At 69.5% G+C, this 20,719-nt stretch carries 22 protein-coding genes; 7 read left to right on the top strand and 15 right to left on the bottom strand.

Annotation, left to right across the window (positions count from 1 at the left end):
• Window positions 1-12: 12 nt before the first annotated feature.
• From ND450_RS23800 to ND450_RS23750, 11 genes are all read right to left on the bottom strand, one after another.
• Window positions 13-627 (bottom strand): cyclase, encoded by a 615-nt coding sequence (locus ND450_RS23800; protein WP_253320920.1) that lies wholly within the window; start codon window positions 625-627, stop codon window positions 13-15.
• Between the two features lie 265 nt (window positions 628-892).
• Window positions 893-1,414 carry a hypothetical protein gene (locus ND450_RS23795; protein ID WP_253320919.1) on the bottom strand — a complete coding sequence of 174 codons (522 nt, stop codon included), beginning with the start codon at window positions 1,412-1,414 and terminating at the stop codon, window positions 893-895.
• 79 nt (window positions 1,415-1,493) lie between these two features.
• Complete coding sequence (locus ND450_RS23790) at window positions 1,494-2,189, bottom strand: sirohydrochlorin chelatase (protein WP_253320918.1); 696 nt, start codon at window positions 2,187-2,189, stop codon at window positions 1,494-1,496.
• Window positions 2,186-3,058 (bottom strand): ABC transporter permease, encoded by an 873-nt coding sequence (locus tag ND450_RS23785; RefSeq protein WP_253320917.1) that lies wholly within the window; start codon window positions 3,056-3,058, stop codon window positions 2,186-2,188. The genes ND450_RS23790 and ND450_RS23785 overlap by 4 nt, the downstream gene beginning before the upstream one ends.
• Window positions 3,042-3,818 carry an ABC transporter ATP-binding protein gene (locus tag ND450_RS23780; protein ID WP_253320916.1) on the bottom strand — a complete coding sequence of 259 codons (777 nt, stop codon included), beginning with the start codon at window positions 3,816-3,818 and terminating at the stop codon, window positions 3,042-3,044. The genes ND450_RS23785 and ND450_RS23780 overlap by 17 nt, the downstream gene beginning before the upstream one ends.
• 27 nt (window positions 3,819-3,845) lie before the next feature.
• A complete protein-coding gene (locus ND450_RS23775; protein ID WP_253320915.1) occupies window positions 3,846-4,856 on the bottom strand; it encodes an ABC transporter substrate-binding protein in 1,011 nt (336 codons plus the stop codon).
• Between the two features lie 53 nt (window positions 4,857-4,909).
• Window positions 4,910-6,253 carry a sulfate adenylyltransferase subunit 1 gene (locus tag ND450_RS23770; RefSeq protein WP_253320914.1) on the bottom strand — a complete coding sequence of 448 codons (1,344 nt, stop codon included), beginning with the start codon at window positions 6,251-6,253 and terminating at the stop codon, window positions 4,910-4,912.
• Window positions 6,254-7,156, bottom strand: coding sequence for a sulfate adenylyltransferase subunit CysD (gene cysD / locus ND450_RS23765; protein ID WP_177230028.1), 903 nt, complete (start codon window positions 7,154-7,156; stop codon window positions 6,254-6,256).
• Complete coding sequence (locus tag ND450_RS23760) at window positions 7,153-7,848, bottom strand: phosphoadenylyl-sulfate reductase (RefSeq protein ID WP_253320913.1); 696 nt, start codon at window positions 7,846-7,848, stop codon at window positions 7,153-7,155. The genes cysD and ND450_RS23760 overlap by 4 nt, the downstream gene beginning before the upstream one ends.
• Window positions 7,845-8,003 carry a hypothetical protein gene (locus tag ND450_RS23755; protein WP_030472080.1) on the bottom strand — a complete coding sequence of 53 codons (159 nt, stop codon included), beginning with the start codon at window positions 8,001-8,003 and terminating at the stop codon, window positions 7,845-7,847. The genes ND450_RS23760 and ND450_RS23755 overlap by 4 nt, the downstream gene beginning before the upstream one ends.
• Window positions 8,000-9,679, bottom strand: a complete 1,680-nt coding sequence (locus tag ND450_RS23750) for a nitrite/sulfite reductase (protein WP_253320912.1) — start codon at window positions 9,677-9,679, stop codon at window positions 8,000-8,002. Before ND450_RS23750 ends, ND450_RS23755 begins: the two co-directional genes overlap by 4 nt.
• Window positions 9,680-10,044: 365 nt before the next feature.
• Between ND450_RS23750 and hemW the strand changes: the two genes are divergently transcribed.
• Window positions 10,045-11,253, top strand: coding sequence for a radical SAM family heme chaperone HemW (gene hemW / locus ND450_RS23745; RefSeq protein ID WP_253320911.1), 1,209 nt, complete (start codon window positions 10,045-10,047; stop codon window positions 11,251-11,253).
• A 1-nt stretch (window position 11,254) separates the two neighbouring features.
• Here the strand turns inward: hemW and ND450_RS23740 are convergent, their stop codons facing one another.
• Together ND450_RS23740 and ND450_RS23735 are read right to left on the bottom strand one after the other, a co-directional pair.
• On the bottom strand, window positions 11,255-11,470 hold the full coding sequence (locus ND450_RS23740; protein ID WP_253320910.1) for a hypothetical protein: 216 nt from the start codon (window positions 11,468-11,470) through the stop codon (window positions 11,255-11,257).
• Window positions 11,471-11,479: 9 nt separating this feature from the next.
• Window positions 11,480-14,023, bottom strand: coding sequence for a DUF262 domain-containing protein (locus tag ND450_RS23735; RefSeq protein WP_253320909.1), 2,544 nt, complete (start codon window positions 14,021-14,023; stop codon window positions 11,480-11,482).
• A 154-nt stretch (window positions 14,024-14,177) separates the two neighbouring features.
• On the opposite strand from ND450_RS23735, the gene hrcA reads away from it, so the two are divergent.
• The 6 genes from hrcA (at window position 14,178) to ND450_RS23705 (ending at window position 19,052) form a co-directional block, all read left to right on the top strand.
• Window positions 14,178-15,200: a heat-inducible transcriptional repressor HrcA gene (hrcA, locus tag ND450_RS23730; RefSeq protein WP_089922313.1), complete on the top strand. Its 1,023-nt coding sequence runs from the start codon at window positions 14,178-14,180 to the stop codon at window positions 15,198-15,200.
• Window positions 15,201-15,243: 43 nt separating this feature from the next.
• On the top strand, window positions 15,244-16,392 hold the full coding sequence (gene dnaJ / locus ND450_RS23725) for a molecular chaperone DnaJ (RefSeq protein ID WP_253327981.1): 1,149 nt from the start codon (window positions 15,244-15,246) through the stop codon (window positions 16,390-16,392).
• Window positions 16,389-17,120, top strand: coding sequence for a 16S rRNA (uracil(1498)-N(3))-methyltransferase (locus tag ND450_RS23720; RefSeq protein WP_253320908.1), 732 nt, complete (start codon window positions 16,389-16,391; stop codon window positions 17,118-17,120). The genes dnaJ and ND450_RS23720 overlap by 4 nt, the downstream gene beginning before the upstream one ends.
• 349 nt (window positions 17,121-17,469) lie before the next feature.
• Window positions 17,470-18,126: an alpha/beta hydrolase family protein gene (locus ND450_RS23715; RefSeq protein ID WP_371927401.1), complete on the top strand. Its 657-nt coding sequence runs from the start codon at window positions 17,470-17,472 to the stop codon at window positions 18,124-18,126.
• A gap of 9 nt (window positions 18,127-18,135) precedes the next feature.
• Complete coding sequence (locus ND450_RS23710; protein WP_253320906.1) at window positions 18,136-18,726, top strand: TetR/AcrR family transcriptional regulator; 591 nt, start codon at window positions 18,136-18,138, stop codon at window positions 18,724-18,726.
• 8 nt (window positions 18,727-18,734) lie between these two features.
• A complete protein-coding gene (locus ND450_RS23705; RefSeq protein ID WP_253320905.1) occupies window positions 18,735-19,052 on the top strand; it encodes a histidine triad nucleotide-binding protein in 318 nt (105 codons plus the stop codon).
• A gap of 12 nt (window positions 19,053-19,064) precedes the next feature.
• Here ND450_RS23705 and ND450_RS23700 read toward each other — a convergent pair whose 3' ends face one another.
• Both ND450_RS23700 and ND450_RS23695 read right to left on the bottom strand, forming a co-directional pair.
• Window positions 19,065-19,847: a GNAT family N-acetyltransferase gene (locus tag ND450_RS23700; RefSeq protein WP_253320904.1), complete on the bottom strand. Its 783-nt coding sequence runs from the start codon at window positions 19,845-19,847 to the stop codon at window positions 19,065-19,067.
• Window positions 19,848-19,862: 15 nt separating this feature from the next.
• Complete coding sequence (locus ND450_RS23695; RefSeq protein ID WP_253320903.1) at window positions 19,863-20,612, bottom strand: GNAT family N-acetyltransferase; 750 nt, start codon at window positions 20,610-20,612, stop codon at window positions 19,863-19,865.
• Window positions 20,613-20,719: the final 107 nt, after the last annotated feature.

Raw genomic sequence — 20,719 nt, 5'->3', positions numbered from 1 at the left:
GGGCGTCAGGTTCTAGCCGATCGTGGTCGTGGTCAGCACGGGGTTCGGGTCCGGGTAGCCCTTCGCGGCCGCGTCGACCGGGAACCCGAACACCGTCACGACGGCGGTGAAGGTGAGGCCGGGGACGTCGTAGCTGGTGCCACCCAGCTTCGTGTCGATCGACCCGGCCGCACCCGCCGTCAGGTTGATCGTGACGGTCGGCAGCTCGAAGTTCGCGCCACCCTTGATCGGCCCGGGCACGCTCAGCACGACGTCGTTGCCCTGCAAGGCGATCGTCGGCGTGCCACCGAGCCCGGACCCGCCTGCGAGGCTCGCCGAGGCGAACGTCGAGTTGGCGGGCACCGGCAGCTTCAGCGCGAGCCCCTTGATCTCCCGCACCTGCCGGCCACCGGCCTCGGACGGGATGGTGTTGGGCGCGGGGTCGATGGTGACCGCGAGACTGCTACCGGGCGCGGTGGTGGCGGGTGCCGACGCGTCGACGCCCTGGTCGAGCGTGAAGTCCGACGACTGCCCGGCGGCACTGGCGCGGAGCTTGTAGGTGATGGTCTGCGGCGCCTCTGCTGACGCGGTGGTGGCGAACACCAGCATGGGCACGAGTGCGGCTGCTGCGATTGCGGCTAGCTTCATGACCTCTCCCCGATGAGTGGACGAGGGACACTTCCAGCACGCGGCGTAATCACTTGCCTACTCATGAGTAGGTTTCACGTCAACGGTTCACAGTTCACATGGGCCGAACGGCGCTGCCTGTTCGATCTTGTGGCGGCGTCCGGAAGTGACGTGGTGCAGCGGTTGGGGTCAAATGTGCTAGGCTGGTCGCAGAGCCTTCGCCGCTAGGCGGAGGAAGTGAGCCCAGGTGCGCGTCCGGACGGTCGCTGCCTGGGCTTCGCGCTTTCTAGAGCTCACCCAGGTCGACGACGGTCCCGGTGACGGGCGCGATCCGTCGTTTCCAGTCGCCTCCGGCCCCGTGGCACCAGGCGATCGCGTCGCTGATCCACAGGGCGGGCTCGGACGAGGACTGGATGTGCTCGTACACGAGTCCGGCGTCGTGGGCCTTGGTCCGGGTACCGATCACCAGCCGATCCCGGCCGTTGGCCACCGGGTCGCGTGAGTCGAGCACCAGCCGGGTGACCCCGGCGCCGATCGCGTCCTCGACGAGGAGCGGGAGGAGCTTGGACCGGACGCGCTCGCTCTTGCCGCGCCCGACGTAGATGTGCGTCACGAAGTCGCAGCACGCCAGCTTGTCGGCGATCAGCCTGCGCCGGGCCGGCTTCTCGGTCTTGAAGTGCACACGTCGGCATCCGGGGAGCAGCAGGCCCCGCATCATCGAGCGGCTGGTGTGGAGCGCGTGCGGTGCGATCAGAACGGCTGCCATGAGGTAGCCGCCCCGCTCCGACTCGTCGACGAACATATGCATCCAAACAGGATCGCAGGTCGGACCGACAATTCCCGCTCGGGTGCATGTACGTCGATCAAGGACTTGCTTGGGCCACAAGCTAAGCGGCCACCGTCTGACGCGCCAGCGCGGAGTCGTAGCGGTCCAGCACCAACTGCGCGACCTCGACGTCGTCCCCCAACGGCCGAGCCACCACGGCATCGCCCGCCAGCGAGACGACCTTGTCCGGCAACAACCCGGGCGCCAGGAACCACGACGCGACGGCGATCCGCGAGGCCCCCCGAGCCCGCAACCGCTCCACGGCCTCGGGCACGGTCGGCGAAGCGATCGACGCGAACGCCGCCTCCACCCCCGCCCACCCCGACTCACGAGCCCACCGCCGGGCCACCTGGGCCACGGCCTCGTTGGCGGGCGCGTGCGACGAACCGGCGCCGGCCAGCACGACGCCCAGAGACCGGTCACCGAAGGAGACCCCGGCCTCGGACAGCCGCCGCAACGCCGCCGACTCGAGCCGCGGGTCCGGTCCGAGCACGGGTGTCACGACTGCCGGTACCCGTGACTCGGCGACGGCGGCGGGGACGTCGACACGGGCGTGGTAAGCCTTGCCCAGCAACAAAGGTACGACGACAGAAGGCTCGCGCAGCACGTCGTGCAACCGGGGTGCGCACAGGTCCAGGAAGCAGCCGCGCACGTCCAGTTCGGGCCGCAGCGAGCGCACCACGTCCAGCAGGGCGTGGATCGAGGCGGCCGAGCGGGGGTCGCGGCTGCCGTGGGCGACAGCGATCAGGGGGATCACAGCGCCCCCGTCAGGCCGCGGGCCCGCAGCACGGCGCGCTCCAGGGGGCGGAACAGCAGCAGTTCGATGCCGATGCCGACCAGGAGGATCAGGAAGATCGCGGCGATCACCATGTTGATGTCGTTCAGCGACGAGCCGTTGTGCAGGTACTGGCCGAGGCCGGTGCCGAGCTGCGGGGAGGTCGCGATGATCTCCGCCGCCATCAGCGAGCGCCACGAGAACGCCCAGCCCTGCTTCAGGCCGGCGAGGTAGCCGGGCAACGCGGCCGGCAGCAGGATGTGGCGTGCCGAGGCGAAGCGGCCGGCGCCCAGGGCGCGGCCCACTCGGGGGAGCAGCGGCGGGATCTGGTCGATGCCGGCCACGAGGCCGTTCGCGATGGACGGGACCGAGCCCATCAGCACCACGAAGTAGATCGTGGACGGGGTGACGCCGAACCACAGGATCGCGGCCGGGACCCAGGCCACCGAAGGAAGTGACTGCAGGCCCGTCAGCAACGAGCCGATCGCCGCGCGCACCACCCGCACCTTGGCGACCAGCAATCCCAGCGGTGTGGCGATCAGCACCGCCGCGAGGAAGCCGAGCACCGCGCGGTGCAGCGAGGTCCACAGGATGCCGAACGCCTCGCCCGAGGAGACGGACCGGACGAGCTCGTTCCACACGTTGACCGGTGCGGGCAGCTGGAACTCGGGCAGCAGGGCCGAAGCCCACAACGCCTGCCACACGCCCAGGAGCAGTGCGAAGGCGATGAGCGGTGGCACGCCCGTCTTCAGGAAACGGCGCCAGAACGGCGGCTTGTGCGCCTCGGTGGGCACATCGAGCGCGTCGAGGCCGGCGCCGACCTTGTCGAGCGTGTCAGGAGGCGTGGCCACTGATGACCTCTCGAAGATGGGTGTTGATCTCGCCGAGGACCTCGTCCGAGGAGTCGCGCACGTCCCACTCGCGCACGACACGGCCGGGACGCGAGGACAGCAGCACGACGCGCTGGCCGAGGCGCACGGCCTCGCGCACGTCGTGCGTCACGAAGATGATCGCGGTGTTCGTGGTCTCCCACACGCGCAGCAGTTCGCTCTGCAGCACGTCCCGCGTGATGGCGTCGAGCGCCGCGAACGGCTCGTCCATCAGCAGCAGGGCGGGGAGACCGTCCGCGGACACGGTGGTGGACGCCAGCGCGCGGGCCAGGGCCACGCGCTGGCGCATGCCACCGGAGAGCTCGTGCGGACGCTTGTCCGCGACGTCGCCCAGCCGCACCAGGTCGAGCAGTTCCAGCGCGCGGCGCTTGCGGGCCAGGCGGCCGACGCCGGCGAAGCGCAGCGCCAGTTCGACGTTGCGGGCCGCGGTGAGCCACGGCATCAGCGCGGGCTCCTGGAACATCACGGCCGGGCGCGACGTGTTGAGCTGCAGCTCACCGGACGTCGCGCCGTCGAGGCCCGCGACGATGTTGAGCAGCGTGCTCTTGCCGCAGCCGGACGCGCCGAGAAGACACACGAACTCGCCGGGCTTGACCTTGAGGTCCACCCCGTCGAGCGCCACCACGGCCGAGCCGCCGTGGCCGAAGACCTTGCGGACGCCGGACAGTTCGACGGCGGTGTCCGCGGTGGACAGAAGAGCGGTTTCGAGCGTGGCGGTCATGGTGTGCCTTCCCTCGCGTCAGAAGAGCTACTTCTTGTCCAGGCCCGCTGCTTGGACCTGCGGCTTGCCCTGCGCCTGCAGGACCTTGTTCAGCAGCGTGAAGTCGGCGTACCCGGCGACGTTCGCGGCCTCCTTGGCCACGCCCGCGGTCACGGCGTCCTTCGCGAGCTGCGGGAAGTGCTTGGCCTGCGCGTCGGTGGTGAGCTCGATGTTGTCCCACGCGGCGTCGAGGATCTTGTCGCCGAGCTTCTTGGACGTGAGCTTCTCCAGGTGCGCGTTGGCGGTCTTCTTCGCCTCGTCCTCGTTCGCCTTCGCCCAGTCGATGGCGGCGACGTGGCCCTTCAGCACGGCCTCGACGGTCTCCGGGTGCTCCTGCAGGAACTTCGTCCGCACGATGACGACGGTGGTCGGGAACGCCCCGCCCTCCCACAGCGTCTTCTCGTCCAGCAGCACCTTGCCGCCGCCCTCGTTGACGATGCGCGCCGACCACGGCTGCGGCGCCCAGGCAGCGGCGATGTCGCCCTTCTTGAACAGGTCGAGCGACGCGGCGTTCTCCACGTTCTGCACGGTCACCTGGCCGGTGAGGTTCTTCTCCGCCAGGTACTTCTTCAGCGAGACGTCCTGCGTGTTCGCGAGCTGCGGCGTCGCGACGACCTTGCCCTTGAGGTCCTCGATCGAGTTGATCTCGGGCTTCACCACGAGCTGCGCACCACCCGAGGTCGCGCCGGCGATGAGCCGCACGGCCTCGCCCTTGGACTTCGAGTAGGCGTTGATCGCCGGGCCGGAGCCGATGTAGGCGATGTCGAGTGACTCGCCCAGCAGGGCGTTGACCTCGTCGGGGCCCGCGTTGAACGTCTGCGTCGTCAGCTTGGTGCCGCCCAGTTCCTTGGCGTACAGGCCCTTTTCGACGCCGATCAGCGCGGCGGCGTGGGTGATGTTCGGGAAGTACCCGAGGCGGACCTCGGCCGCGGCGCCCTTGGACTCGGCTGCCGGGGTGTCGGAGCTACCGGCGCGGCTGCAACCGGAAAGAGCTGTCAAGGCGACTAAGGCGACGGCGATGGCGGGCTTGAGGTTCACAGCGATGAGGCCTTTCAGGGACCGGGGGAGACGAGGGCGTGGTTGTCAGGGGTAGCGGTGCTACCCCCGGTACAGCTCTCCACGCCGTTCTCGAGGAGCGGCAGCGGAGCCCCGACCAGGCCGGCGGCGAGAGTGGAACCGTCACTCGCGTCGATCACCAGGAACGACCCGGTGCGCCGGCTGAAGCTGTAGTCGTCCAGCGGTACGGGCTCCGCGAGACGCAGAGCCACTCGGCCGATCTCGTTGAGCTCCAACGAGCTGGGACCGTCCACACTGGACAGCGTCTGCTCGTCGAAGCGGTCGCGCAGGTCGGTGACCATCGCCTGCACGGTGCGCGTTCCGTGCTTGACGAGGACTCGGGCACCGGCTCGCAGCGGCTTCTCCGAGAGCCAGCAGAGGGTGGCGTCCAGTTCGTCGGTGACCGTGGGCTCGTTGCCCGCCACCGAGATCAGGTCGCCGCGGGAGATGTCGATCTCATCCGCCAGCAGCAGCGTGACGGACTGGCCGGCCGCCGCTTCGGCCAGTTCGCCATCTGCCGTGTCGATCTTCGTCACCGTCGAGCGCCGCCCCGACGGCAGCACCACGACCTCGTCGCCCGGCTTGACCGTGCCGGCCGCGACCAGGCCGGCGTAGCCCCGGTAGTCGAGGTGCTCGGCCGTGCGCGGGCGGATCACGTACTGCACCGGGAAGCGGAACGGGGCGTCGTGCGGGTCGGGCTCGACCGGCACGTTCTCCAGGTGCTCCAGCAGGGTGGGGCCGGAGTACCAGGGCGTGTTCGCGGACTTCTCCACGACGTTGTCGCCGGCCAGCGCCGACACCGGGATCTCGACGACCGAGTCCTCGGTGTAGCCCAGTGCCGTGGCGTGCGCGGTGAACTCCTTGGCGATGCGGGAGAACGTCACCTCGTCGTAGTCCACGAGGTCGATCTTGTTGACCGCCAGGACGAGCCGCGGCACGCCGAGCAGTGCGAGAACCGCCGCGTGGCGCCGGGTCTGCTCGATGACGCCCTTGCGCGCGTCGACCAGCAGGACCGCGAGCTGCGCGGTGGACGCGCCCGTGACCGTGTTGCGGGTGTACTGGACGTGACCGGGGGTGTCCGCGAGCACGAACGACCGCTTCGGCGTCGCGAAGTACCGGTACGCCACGTCGATCGTGATGCCCTGCTCGCGTTCCGAACGCAGGCCGTCGACCAGCAACGACAGGTCCGGTGTCGTGAGGCCGCGGTCGGCGCTCGCGCGGTGCACGGCGTCGAGGGTGTCCGCGAGAACGGACTTGGTGTCGTAGAGCAACCTGCCGACGAGCGTGGACTTCCCATCGTCCACGCTGCCCGCGGTGGCCAGCCTCAACAGGTCGCTCATTTAGAAGTAGCCCTCCCGCTTGCGGTCTTCCATGGCGGCCTCGGACAGCCGGTCGTCGGCCCGCGTGGCGCCGCGCTCGGTCAGCCGGGACGCGGCGACCTCGGCGATCACCGCGTGGATGTCGGCGGCGTCGGACTCGACGGCGCCCGTGCAGGAACCGTCGCCGACCGTGCGGTAGCGGACCACCTTGCGCTGCAACGTTTCGCCGTCGCGCGCCTTGCCCCACGGACCCTCGGCGAGCCACATGCCGTCGCGCAGGAACACCTCGCGCTCGTGCGAGTAGTAGATGTCCGGGAGCTCGATGCCCTCGCGCTCGATGTAGTTCCAGACGTCCAGCTCGGTCCAGTTGGACAGCGGGAACACGCGGACGTGCTCACCGGCGCGGTGCCGGCCGTTGTAGAGGTTCCACAGCTCCGGGCGCTGGCGCTTCGGGTCCCACTGGCCGAACGCCGTGCGCAGGCTGAAGATCCGCTCCTTGGCGCGGGCGCGTTCCTCGTCCCGGCGGCCGCCGCCGAAGACCGCGTCGAACTTGTGCTGCGTGATCGAGTCCAGCAGCGGCACGGTCTGCAACGGGTTGCGCGTGCCGTCCGGGCGCTCCTCGAGGCGGCCGTCGTCGATCCAGTCCTGGACCTTCGCGACCTCCAGGCGCAGCCCGTGCTGCGCGACGACGCGGTCGCGGAACTCGATGACCTCGTCGAAGTTGTGCCCGGTGTCCACGTGCAGCAACGGGAACGGCACCGGCGCCGGGTAGAACGCCTTGATCGCGAGGTGCAGCAGCAGTGTCGAGTCCTTGCCGCCGGAGAAGAGGATCACCGGCCGGTCGAACTCGCCCGCGACCTCGCGGAAGATGTGGATCGCCTCCGATTCGAGGCGTCCCAGGGTGTCGAGCGTGGCTGTGGTCATCCGTGCAACCCGCATTCCGTCTTCGACTGACCCGCCCAGCGACCGCTGCGCGCGTCCTGGCCCGGCAGTGGCTTCGAGGTGCAGGGTAGGCAGCCGATGGAGGGATATCCCTCCTGCACCAACAGGTTCTCGAGGATGCCCTTCTCGTGGATGTAGGCGTTGAACTCGTCGTCCGACCACGGCGCGATCGGGTTGATCTTCACCAGGCCGTTGCGGTCGTCCCACTGCACGATCGGCGTGTTCGCCCTGGTCGGCGCGTCGACGCGGCGCACACCGGTCACCCACGCGTCGTACTTCGCGAGCTCGCGGCGCAGCGGCACGACCTTGCGCAGGTTGCAGCACGTGGCCGGGTCCGACTGGTAGAGCAGGCCGAACTCGCGTTCCTGGTCCTCCACCGACTGCTCGGCGGCGGCGTTGACGATCCGCACCTCGGGGTAGACGACCCCGACGGCGTCGCGCACGCCGATGGTCTCCGGGAAGTGGTAGCCCGTCTCCAGGAACAGCACGTCGAAGTCCGGCTTCACCTTCGCGGCGAGGTCGATCAGCACGGCGTCCTGCATGTTGGAGGCGACGATGTAGCTGTCACCGAACGTCCGCGCGACCCACTCCAGCGCCTCGATCGCGTCGGCGTCCTTCAGCTCCTGCTCGGCGGCCTCGGCGACGATCTTGAGGTCTTCCTTGAGATCGCTCACTTCTTCACCTCCTGCGGCAGGTTGAGCCCGACGAACGAGACCTTGAAGACGCGCCGGCACCCGGTGCACAGCCACGCGTAGCTGGGTTCCTCCTGCGGGCGGAGGTCCTCGTCACCGCAGTAGGGGCAGTAGAACGGCGTCGCGCGTTCGCTCATCGCAGCGAGCCCTCCTCGGCGCGGGCGACCCACTGGGCGAACCGCTCGTCGGTCTCGCGCTGCGCCACGAAGTTCCGCACCACGCGCTCGACGTACTCGGGCAGCTCGGACGCGGTGACCTTGTGACCGCGCAGCTTCCGGCCGAACCCGGCGTCGAGGCCGAGGCCGCCGCCCAGGTGCACCTGGAATCCCTCGACCTGGTTGCCGCTCTCGTCCGTGACGATCTGGCCCTTCAGGCCGATGTCCGCGGTCTGGATGCGGGCGCAGGAGTTGGGGCAGCCGTTGATGTGCACGGTGATCGGCGCCGTGACGCCGTCGACGATGTCCTTGAGGTTCGCCTCGAGCTGCGTGACGAGGTCGAGGGCACGGGCCTTCGTCTCGACGATCGCGAGCTTGCAGAACTCGATGCCGGTGCAGGCCATGATCCCGCGCCGCCACGGCGACGGGTCGACCTGCAGGCCGAGCTTCGCGAGGTCGCTCTTGAGCGTCGGCACCTCGGCGTCCGGCACGTCCAGCACGATGATCTTCTGCTGCGGCGTGAAGCGGACGCGGTTGGAGCCGGCCCGTTCGGCGAACTTCGCCACCTCGACCAGGATCGAGCCCGACACGCGGCCCGCGACCGGTGCGGCGCCGACGTAGTTGAGGCCGTCCTTCTGCTTGTGCACGCCGATGTGGTCGAGCGGCTGGTCCAGCTGCTCGGGCGCCGGGCCGTCGATCATCTTCCGCTTGAGGTACTCGTCCTCGACGACCTGGCGGAACTTCTCCGGGCCCCAGTCGGCGACGAGGAACTTGATGCGCGCGCGGTGGCGCAGGCGGCGGTAGCCGTAGTCGCGGAAGACGGAGATGACCGCCTCCCACACGTCCGGGACCTCGTCGAGCGGCACCCAGGCGCCCAACCGCTTGCCCAGCATGGGGTTCGTGGACAGGCCGCCACCGACCCAGAGGTCGAAGCCCGGCCCGTGCTCGGGGTGGTTCACGCCGACGAACGCGATGTCGTGGATCTCGTGCGCGACGTCCTGCAGGCCGGAGATGGCGGTCTTGAACTTGCGCGGCAGGTTGGAGAAGCGCGGGTCACCGATGTAGCGCTCGAGGATCGTGTCGATCGCCGGCTGGCCGTTGACGACCTCGTCCTCGGAGATGCCCGCGACCGGCGAGCCGAGGATGACGCGCGGGCTGTCGCCGCACGCCTCCATCGTCGTCAGGCCGACGGCTTCGAGTTTCTGCCAGATCGTGGGGACGTCCTCGACGCGGATCCAGTGGTACTGGATGTTCTGCCGGTCGGTGATGTCCGCGGTGTCGCGCGCGTAGGTCTGCGAGATCTCACCGAGGACCGTCAGCTGCTCCGTGGTGAGCGCGCCGCCGTCGCTGCGCACGCGCATCATGAAGAACTCGTCGTCCAGCTCCTCCGGCTCCAGCGTGGCCGTGCGGCCGCCGTCGATGCCGGGCTTGCGCTGCGTGTAGAGGCCGTACCAGCGGAAACGTCCGCGCAGGTCGGCCGGGTCGATCGAGTCGAAACCGCCGTGGGCGTAGATGTTCTCGATGCGGGCGCGGACGTTGAGCGGGTTGTCGTCCTTCTTGCTCCGCTCGTTGGGGTTCAGCGGCTCTCGGTACCCGAGTGCCCACTGCCCCTCGCCGCGACGCTGCTTGGCGCGCGGTGACGTCTGCGGCGTGGCCATCGCCATCCTCCGGGGTTTCGAGGCGCTCGGTGCGCGTGCGAGCCCGGAGGTGCTTGTGGGGGGGCGTCGTCAGCGCGCCGGGCGCCGACGGGAACAAATCAGCGCGCGGTCATGCCGAACGACGGCACATCGCGCTGGAGACACGACGGAAGTCGACGTGGCGGCGGGCCACGAGGCGGACTCCAGTCGAATGCATGACCTCAGTGTGCCTGCCGTCCAGAGCGTGGTCCACCGCCAACCGAATGCTGGGATCGACGAGGAGAAGTTGACATCCCAGGCTGGTTTCACTCCGTAGTATTTCTGTCACCGACAGATACACCCGCTGGCTGTGCACCGCCGATCGGGCTGTGGTGGACACTGGTGACATGCCCTCCGCACTGCCCGAAGGCGAGCCCGCGCCCGCCGACGGTTCGCTTCCCGCCTCTTCTCTCGCCGGTGTCGGCTCCCGCCCGTTCGGCGTCTACGTGCACGTGCCGTTCTGCGCGACCCGCTGCGGCTACTGCGACTTCAACACCTACACGCCCGGCGAACTCGGCACCTCCGCCTCGCCCGAGTCGTGGCTGGAGGGCCTGCGCCGCGAACTGGACCTGGCCGCCTCGGTCCTCGGGACCGCGCCGCCGGCCGAAACCGTGTTCGTGGGCGGCGGAACGCCCTCCCTGCTCGGTGCCACGGGCCTGTCCGACGTGCTCGACGCCGTGCGCCGGTCGTTCGGCCTGGCCCCCGGCGCCGAGGTGACGACGGAGTCGAACCCGGAGTCGACGTCCCCGTCGTTCTTCGAGGGGATCCGTGCGGCGGGCTACACGCGCGTGTCGTTGGGCATGCAGTCGGCCGCACGGCACGTACTGGCCGTGCTGGACCGCAAACACACACCCGGCCGTCCGGGGGAAGCCGCCCGCGAGGCCCGTGCGGCCGGCTTCGACCACGTGAACCTGGACCTGATCTACGGCACGCCGGGGGAGCGCCCCTCCGACCTGGCCGCGTCCCTGGACGCCGTGCTGGACGCGGGCGTCGACCACGTGTCCGCGTACGCGCTGATCGTGGAGGACGGCACCGGCCTGGCCCGCCGCATCCGCCGTGGAGACCTGCCGATGCCCGACGACGACGTGCTGGCGTCGTCGTACGAGATGGTCGACTCGGTTTTGAGCGGTGCCGGCTTCTCCTGGTACGAGGTGTCGAACTGGGCGACCTCCGCCGAAGCGCGGTGCCGCCACAACGTCCTGTACTGGCAGGGCGCCGACTGGTGGGGCTTCGGTCCCGGCGCGCACAGCCACGTCGGCGGCGTGCGCTTCTGGAACGTGAAGCACCCGGCCCGCTACTCGTCCCTGCTCGCCTCCGGTCAGTCGCCCGCGGCCGGTCGTGAGGTGCTGACCGCGGAGGACCGGCGCGTCGAGCGGGTGCTGCTGGAACTCCGCCTGGCATCGGGGTTGCCGATGGACGTGCTGGACCCCGCCGGCCGCGACGAGGCGAAGCAGGCGATCGCCGACGGGCTGCTGGAGCCGTACGACGACCGCTGCGTGCTGACCGACCGGGGCCGCCTGCTGGCCGACGCCGTCGTGCGGCGCCTGCTGCCCTGAGTCAGCGGGCGCGCAGGTCGTGCTGGCTGTGCACCTCGGTGACCTGCTCCCCGTGCTTGCGGTAGGTCGCGGTGCCCCACCACAACCCGTCCTCCCTGCGCGCCTGCTCCCAGACGACGGTGCCCTCCCACCACTCGTCCTCGCTGTGGACCAGGCACGGTCTCCCCGGTGCGGGACCTTCCTCATCAGGTGGCCTGAGCCACACCACGTTGCCCACGTTTGGACCCTAGCGAGCGGCACCGACAAAAACAGACCCGTTCGACCGGGCCTGCTCGTAGAACCACTGCAGGGTCTCCCGCACGACAGCGCGCGCGGCGGGATCGAGGAGCGCCTTCGCGGGAAAGCTCGGCCGGAGCTCGATCTTCGCCGCGGCGATGTCCACGCCGGGCGCCCCGTTGAACCGCTGCCGGAGTTCCTCGCGCATCGTGACCTCGTCGAACGGCGGCCGGATGCGGAGGTGCTGGAACACCACCTCGACCCTGCCGCTCGGGTAGATCGCGAGCGGCCAGATGTTGCCGCCCTCCTCGCCCTTCTCCCGCGCGATGAGGAAGCACGACGTATCGCGACCGGTGCCGAACTCGAGGCGGCCACCGAACTCCTGCCAGGCCTCCGCGAGCTCCCAGACGGCCGCCGCCACGTCTTCACCATGCTCGTCGTTCAGCTGCTCGATGAACCGAACCCCCAGGTTCTCCTGGTCGAGAGGTGTGGCTGACGGCTCTTCGGTGGTCTCCACGTCCAAGCCGATCAGTTCGGCGAGTTCCTCGAACCAGATGCGCTGGGCCTCGGAGGCGCGACCGTGTTCGTCGAACTCCACGCCCTCCGAGCGCAGCACGTCTCGGGGGTCGTCGTTTCGATCCGGTTCCAGCCACTGGAAGCCGGGGGACACCAGACCGCCGGCCTGGAGAACGCGATGGGCGTTCGGCGCCGCGACCGTGGCGAGCCGCGTGCCGACTGCGACCGGATGACTGCCGATGATCGCCGCGATGTCCCCGTAGGTCGTCCACGATCCTGCGGGCAACGCCGCCAATGCGGTGTTCATCAGATTCCACGCCACGCTGGTGCTCGGCTTCGCTCCCGCCAGCGGGCCCGGCCACGCAGCGACCACGCGCTCAGCCAGTGCGTCGGCGCGAGCGAGGATCTGAGGCCTGCCCCAGGCCGTCTGCTCGGCGATGTGCTGGTTCATCACGAGGCCGCTCTTGGCGAGCTGGGCCTTCTTGACGTCGAACGGGCTGTTGCTCAACTCCGAGTTGTAGCCGGTCAGCGTCAGGTTGCCGAGTGTGTGCACCAGTGCGTTGTGCACCTGCTCGTAGGTCTCACCGGACTCCAGGTCTGCGCTGACCGCCTGCTCCCACTCCTCCGTGGTGGTCTGCGGCATGACGTGTTCGATCGTCAGCGAAGTCAGATCGACGGGTTCCTTGCTGCCGTGATCGATCTCGAGCCAGCGCAGGATCGACGCTCGCTGGTGTGGCCGGCCGTTCAGGTAGTACGGCACCGCTCGGGCAGCAGCACGGATCTCGTCGTCGCCGGCGTAGAACTTGCGGCCGGTCGACAGGTAGGCGTGCACCGCCTGGTCCACGGGCTGCGTGCGGTCCATTTCGGTCACGACCGAGAGCAGGATGCGGTTGATGTTGGCCGTGGCGCGTCCGATGAGCAGGCGCCTGACGAAAAAGCTTTCGACGTAAAGCATCGCCGACGCGATCTCGTCCGAGGTGGCGGTGCCGTGCTGCCTGCGGTCGAGCAGGTGCAGCAGCAACGGGTAGACCGTCGTGGTCCCCCAGGCCTTCAACCGCTGGAGCCTGGTGCGCACCGCTTCGTGGGGTTCGGTCTCCGGGCTGAGGACCACGCGGAGCAAGCTGCCCAGACCGCACAGCCTGGCCACCTCCGCCTCGATCTCCGCCTCGTCCGCCAGCCGGTCGAGCCTCGCCTGCTGACCCGCGTAGGTGTCCGCCTGCTTGATCCGCGAGTCGCGTTGGACGAGGTCGAGCCAGAAGAGCAGTTCGAGGTCCTTGGACTTCTCCAGCTGGGCTTCGAGCGGTAGCCAGAGCGACTGGTAGACCTGCTCTCCGCGCGTCGGCAGCCGCATGAACAGGTAGTTGCGCAGCAGATCGGCCTGGCTGAGCGCGGCACCGGTGTTGTTCAGCGACTCGAAGATGCGGTGGGCGTTGTCGCCGGGATGCGTGGTGATCGACACCAGGGCCAGTCCGCTGATCACGGCGTTCTCGAGCCGTTCGACGTCGAACTGGTCGTCGGGGTCGTCGAGCTCCACGAGCTTCGCCGCGAAGAACCGGTAGGCGGCCCCGATCTGGTCGCTGCCCCCTGCGTGCGGCGTCGAGTCGATGCAAGCCTGGTAGGCGTCGCGATTCGTCTGCGTCGGCACGATCTTGAGTCGTTGCGACTCCGGCTTGTACGGGTTCGTCAGGTAGAGGTCGTTCATCCGGCCCCTGTGGATCGGGTCCTCGTGTTTGGCGCGGTGGTCGCGGATGGCGCAGAGCAGCAACGTGAGGGTGGTCAGCCGTTGCTGCCCGTCGACGACCAGGTATTGAGGCACACCGGTTGGTCCGTTGCCGGGGTTCGGCGCGAGGACGACCGATCCGATGAAGTGGGTGGCGGATCCGTGGGTGACGCGGTCCTCCGCCAGCTGGACGACGTCGTCCCAGAGCTGGGAAAGCTGCTTCTTGTCCCAGGAATAGGTCCGTTGGTAGAGCGGGACGCGGTACTGCTTCGAGCCTTCGAGCAGATCCTGAAGCGTCGTTTCGTTCGCGGTGACCACCCGCGCACGCTAAACGCGAAGAGCTGCCACGGGGGTCTTTCGGCTCCTTATCACTCGAACGGACTCCGGGGTCCGCACACAGGTTCAGACGGGGGACGGTGTCCCCGACCGGCTGGGTAAACTCGGGGAACGGGGACACGGGAGGTGAACAGCGGTGAACGCCGATGAGCGTCGGTTCGAGGTGCTGCGCGCCATCGTCGCCGACTACGTGTCCAACCAGGAGCCCGTCGGCTCGAAGGCCCTGGTCGAGCGGCACAACCTGGGCGTCTCGAGCGCGACCGTGCGCAACGACATGGCCGCGCTGGAGGACGACGGGTACATCGCCCAGCCGCACACCAGTGCCGGGCGCGTGCCCACGGACAAGGGCTACCGGCTCTTCGTGGACAAGCTGAGCGAGATCAAGCCGCTCTCGCAGGCCGAGAAGCGGGCGATCCGCAGCTTCCTCGACGGGGCGATCGACCTCGACGACGTCATGCGCCGCAGCGTGCGGTTGCTCGCGCAGCTCACGCGGCAGGTGGCGGTGATCCAGGTGCCGACGTTGTCGCGTGCCGCGGTGCGCCACCTGGAGGTGCTGCCGATCACGCCGTCCCGGCTCATGCTGGTGCTGATCACCGACACGGGCCGGGTGGACCAGCGGATCGTCGAGCTCGGGGACGTCATCAGCGAGGAGCACACGGCCCAGCTGCGCGGTGTGCTGAACCAGGCGATGGCGGGGCAGCGGCTGGCCGAGGCCAGTGCCAAGGTCGCCGAACTGCCCGACGAGGTTCCGTCGAACCTGCGCGACCCGATGCTGCGAGTCGCTACTGTGCTCATCGAGACGCTGGTGGAGCACCCCGAGGAACGGCTGGTGCTCGGCGGTACCGCGAACCTCACGCGCAACATCACCGACTTCCCGGGCTCGCTGCGGCAGGTGCTCGAGGCGTTGGAGGAGCAGGTCGTCGTGCTCAAGCTGCTGGCCGCCTCCCGCGACCCCGGTCGCGTGCTGGTGCGGATCGGCGAGGAGAACGAGGCCGCGGAGATGCGCAGCACGTCCGTGGTGTCCATCGGCTACGGCAGCCGGGACAACCCGCTCGGCGGCCTCGGCGTCGTCGGGCCCACGCGGATGGACTACCCCGGGACCATGGCGGCCGTGCGCGCGGTTGCCAACTACGTCGGTGAGATCCTGACCGGTCGTTGATCAGAAACTTCTTGCACTTGAGATGAACATGAAAGCGAACAAGGTGGCCAGGGATTACTACGGCATCCTCGGTGTCTCGCAGAACGCGACACAGGATGAGATCAAGCGCGCCTACCGCAAGCTCGCCAGGCAGCTGCACCCGGACGTCAATCCCAACGAGGAGGCCCGCTTCAAGGAGGTGACGGCCGCCTACGAGGTGTTGTCGAACCCCGAGAAGCGCCGTGTCGTCGACCTGGGTGGCGACCCGCTCGACTCGGGCGGCGGTGGCCGCGGTGGCGGTGACCCGTTCGCCGGCTTCGGCGGGCTCGGCGACATCATGGACGCCTTCTTCGGCGCCTCGTCCGGTGGTCGCGGGCCGCGCAGCCGCGTGCAGCCCGGTTCCGACGCGCTCATCCGGCTCGACATGACGCTGGAGGAGTGCGCCGCCGGTGCCACGCGCGAGCTGACCGTCGACACGGCGATCCTGTGCGACCGCTGCCACGGCGCGGGCACCCAGAACAACTCCAAGCCCGTCCAGTGCGACACCTGCCACGGCCGCGGCGAGGTCCAGTCCGTGCAGCGCTCGTTCCTCGGCCAGGTCGTGACGTCCCGCCCGTGCCCGGTGTGCCGCGGCTACGGCGAGGTCATCCCCGACCCGTGCCAGCAGTGCGCCGGTGACGGCCGCACGCGGTCGCGCCGCACGATCTCCGTCAACATCCCCGCCGGTGTCGCCGAGGGCATGCGCGTGCGCCTCGCGGGCCAGGGCGAGGTCGGCCCCGGCGGTGGCCCGGCCGGCGACCTCTACGTCGAGGTCGAGGAGCACCCGCACGAGATCTTCGAACGCGACGGCGCCGACCTGCACTGCATCGTGCAGATCCCGATGACGACGGCCGCCCTGGGCGCCACGCTGCCGCTCAAGACGCTGGACGGCGAGGAAGAGCTGCAGATCGACCCCGGCACGCAGCCGGGCACGCAGCTCGTCATGACCGGTCGAGGCATGCCGAAGCTGCGGTCCACCGGCCGCGTCGACGGCCGCGGCGACCTGCACGTGCACCTCGAGGTCGTCGTGCCGACCAAGCTCGACGCCGCCCAGTCCGCGCTGCTGCGCGACCTGGCCGAGATGCGCGGCGAGAGCGAGCCGTCGTTGTCGCACAACGGCAAGGGCAGCGGGGGACTGTTCTCCCGTCTGCGTGCCTCGCGCGGCAACCGGTGACCCTGCCGGTCTTCCTCGTCGAGGCGCTGCCCTCGGGTGAGGAGTTCGTGCTCGACGGGCCGGAAGGCCGCCACGCCGCCACGGTCAAGCGCCTGCGCGTGGGCGAGGAGCTCGTCCTGTCGGACGGGTCCGGCGCCCAGGTGCGGTGCTCCGTGGTGGCGGTCGAGCGCGACGCCCTGTCGTTGTGCGTCGTCGAGCGCTGGGTGGAGCCCGAACCGGCGCCACGCGTGGTACTCGCCCAGGCCCTGGTGAAGGGCGACCGGGGCGAGCTCGCCGTCGAACTGGCCACCGAGGCCGGAGTGGACGGTGTCGTGCCGTGGCGCGCCGCCCGGTGCATCACCAAGTGGGAGGACGGGCCGCGCGGCGCGAAAGCGCTGGGGCGCTGGCGTTCCACCGTCCGCGAGGCCGCCAAGCAGGCCCGCCGTTCCCGCGTGCCGCACGTCGACGAACCCGTGAGCACGACCCAGCTCTCCCATCGCGTGTCGTCGTCGGCGCTCACCCTCGTGTTGCACGAGAGCGCCACGGAACGGCTGGCCGACGTCCCGCTGCCGGAGTCCGGAGACGTGCTGCTCGTGGTCGGTCCCGAAGGCGGGATCACGCCCGAGGAGCTCGACGCCTTGCGATCATCGGGTGCACGGATCGTCCGATTGGGCCCAACCGTTCTGCGTGCATCCACCGCCGCCGCGGTTGCTCTTGGTGCGCTCGGGGTGCTCACCACCCGGTGGTGACCCCGATCACTCGGAAGATGAACATCGAATGGATTGGCTTGACGGAAGTTGTAGCGAATCGCAGGCCGATGGGGTTACTCTGGTTTGCGGAGGGGCTGATTGGTCTATCCGGAAACGGAGTAGACGAATAGGCTCTTCCGACCAAAGGACTCGCCGGACACCTCCCCCCTCGGTCCGGCGTCGGCGCCTCGCGGCGAAGCGACCCCCAGGCTTCGGACCGCGAGGCGCCCCTTTTGGTTTCGAGACCTGTTTCGCAGTTCCGGCAGGCGGTCTGGCCTGGGACTTCGTCCTCTTCTGCCGAACCAGCGCGCTTACTGGCGAATTGTCGCCGATCACGTAAGTTCTGCGTGTGCAGCGAATTGCTTACGGTGACCATCCAAGCCAGTTCGGTGAGCTTCACCTTCCCGATGGCGTAGCGCAGGGTGCTGTTGTCGTCATTCACGGTGGTTTTTGGCACCAGCGCTACGGCTTGGAACTCGGACGGCCTCTCGCGGACGTCCTCGTCGCTGACGGATTCGCCGTCTGGAACATCGAGTACCGGCGGGTGGGCGGTGGCGGCGGCTGGCCGCAGACGGGCCAGGACGTGCTCGCCGCCCTCGACGCCGTCGACCTAGGACCCGTCGTCGCGCTCGGGCACAGCGCCGGCGGGCACCTCGCGGTGTGGGCGGCCAAGCGCAGTGCCCGCGTGGCCGGAGCCGTCGCCCAGGCGGCGGTGCTGGACTTCACGAAGCACATCACGCCGCGGGCGTTGGAGCTGTGCACCGAAGAACAGTTCGCGAACGCGTCGCCCGCCGCGCTGGTGCCCATCGGGAAGCCGGTGATCTGCGTGCACGGGGACCGGGACGAGGACGTTCCCGTCGAGCAGTCGATCGGGTTCTGCGCGGCCGAGCCCCAGGCGGAGCTCGTGATCGTGGAGGGGGCCGGGCACATGGACGTGATCACGCCGGGCACCGAGGCCTGGGAGCGGTGCCAGACGGCTGTCCGCACCCTTGCGCGCGGCTGCTAGAAAGGGCCGGTGCCGAAGGTTGTCGACCACGAGGAACGCCGCCGCGAGCTAGCCGAGGCGGTGTGGCGGATCGTGCAGCGGGACGGGATAGACCACGCGTCCGTCCGTGCCGTCGCCGCCGAGTCCGGGTGGTCGAGCGGGTCGCTGCGCCACTACTTCCCGACGCAGGACGCCCTGCTGGGGTTCGCGATGGAACTGGCGTACCGGCGGTTCATCACCCGGCTGGAGAAGATCGACACCACCGCCGGCAGCCGCGAGGTGCTGCGGTCGTTCGCGCACGAGATGCTGGCGGTGGACGAGGACCGCAGGGTCGAGGCCGCGGTGCTGCTGTCGTTCCTGCCGCGGGCCATGGTCGAGCCGTCGCTGCACGACCTGGAGCGCTTCGGCACGCGCGTCCTTTACGACGAGGTCGCCCGCGTCCTCGTGACCGCGGAGGAGGCCGGTGAACTGCGGGACGGCGTCGCGCCGACGAAGGCCGCGCGGCGGTTCATCGCGCTGATCGACGGCCTCAACATCCACCACGGGCTCGGTCCCGACGAGCTCACCGCCGCCGACATGGTCGAGGCCGTCGACCAGCAGCTGGACGCGCTCTTTGTTTAGCTTGGGACATGTCCTGCCTGTTCTGCCGGATCGTCGACGGTGAGATCCCCGCGACGATCGTCCACGAGACCGAGACGACGCTCGCGTTCCGCGACATCCAGCCCAAGGCGCGCGTGCACGTGCTGCTCATCCCGCGCGAGCACGTGCCGAACGCCGTCGACCTGAACGGCGACCGGCTCGGCGACCTCTTCGCCGCCGCGAAGGAGGTCGCCGACGCCGAGGGCGTGGCCGAGACCGGGTATCGCCTGCTCTTCAACACCGGACCGGACAGCGGGCAGGAGGTCTTCCACGCCCACCTGCACCTTCTCGGTGGTGAGAGGCTCTAACCCCGCACGCCTCTAGCCCAGTGCCTGCAGCAGGGGAGCGCGGTACCGGGCGCGGTCACCGGGCAGTGCGTCGGCGCCCCGGACCATCCACGTGGGCGTGCCCCACGACTCCATGCCGTTCGCGCGGACGAACGCGACCACCTCCGGGTCGTGCACGTCGACGCGGACGCTGGCGACACCGGCCGCGCAGTCGGCGACGAGCGCGCACGTGTCCGCGGGGGTGTCGGCGATGACCGGGCCGATGAGCATCCGCTGGTCCCGGACCTGCCACGTGCCCGCGACGCCGTGGCCGGAGATCCGGATGCTCCCGTTGGCGAGCAGGAACTCCCACAGGTACGGCCGCGTGATGCCGGTGACCTTGGTGTCGAGCGCAATGACCTCGTCGAGGTCGGCGGCGGTCGCGATATGCGATATATCAGCTGCCTGGCCCGTGAACGTGCCCGCGTGGATGTCGGTGAAGCCGACGGCGTGGAACCCCAGCTGCTCGTACAGCGGGCGGCCCATGTCCGTCGCGAACAACGTCGAGACACCCGCATCCAACACATGGGACACCAGTCGTCGAGCGTGTCCCTGACGTGCGGCGCGTTCGGCGACGAGCACCATGCTGATCGACGCCAGCTCCGGGTAGCGCGTCACGATCGTCGTGCCGACGAGGCCCTCCGAGTCGAACAGGCCCCAGCCCTCGCCGTGCGCGAGGAGGAACTCCCACTTCTTCTCCTCCCTCGGCCACGACCGGCTTTCCGCCAGGTCGGAGCACGCGGGGAGGTCGTCCAGTTCCAGTCGTCGCAGTTCCACAGCAGGTTCCCCCAGTCATCCGAGTGCGTGCGAGGCGGGCGCGAAGTAGCGCGACCGGTCACCCGGCACGCCCTCGGCCCCCCGCACCATCAACTTGCAGCCACCGCTGCGCTTCTCGAAACCCCGCCGCAGCAGGAACGCCGCCACGTCGGCGTTGTCGGTGTCGACCCGGACCTCACCGGCGCCGGCCGCCACGTCCGCGACCAACGCGCACGCGGCCGCGGCGGTCGGGGCGATCAGCGGGCCGATCGTCACGCCCGCGGGGTTCGGCCGGGTCGCGACGACGCCGTCGTCCGACATCAGCACGGCGTACGGCGACGACGGGTCGAGCAACCGGTCCCACAACGCGGGCCGGGTGTAGCCGCTGACCTCGCGGTCGAGCTCTGTGAGCGCCGCCGCGTCGGCAGGCGTGCCCGGCCGCGACACGCCGGGGGCGGAACCGGTGAACACGCCGTCGTAGGAGACGGTCTCCCCGACGGGGTGAAACCCGAGCCTCGCGTAGAGGGGCTCACCCATCTCCGTCGCGTACAGCACCGAGGGACTGATATCCAATATATTGGCCATCAGTCGTGTCCCGATCCCGCGGCGCCCCGCCCAGGACGCGACCAACACACCGCTGATCGCCTGCATCTCGGGATAAGGCGTCGTCAGCGCCGTGCCGAGCAGTCCGGACGAGTCGAACGCGCCGTACCCCGGACCGAGGGCGAGCATCATCTCCCACTGCGCGGGCGTCCACGCCCAACCGCGGTCCGTGATGAGCTTCATGCACTCGGGTACGTCCTCAACACCAAGCCTGCGGATCTCCACGGTTCACGAGCACACACGGTGAGCAATCCGGTAGCCACCCATTTTCGGCCGGACTAGCATCGACG

The organism is Lentzea sp. HUAS12, assembly GCF_024125735.1.
Lineage (GTDB): Bacteria > Actinomycetota > Actinomycetes > Mycobacteriales > Pseudonocardiaceae > Lentzea > Lentzea albida.
The sequence above is the reverse complement of the archived record's forward strand: the minus strand, read 5'-3'. Positions and strand labels throughout refer to the sequence as shown.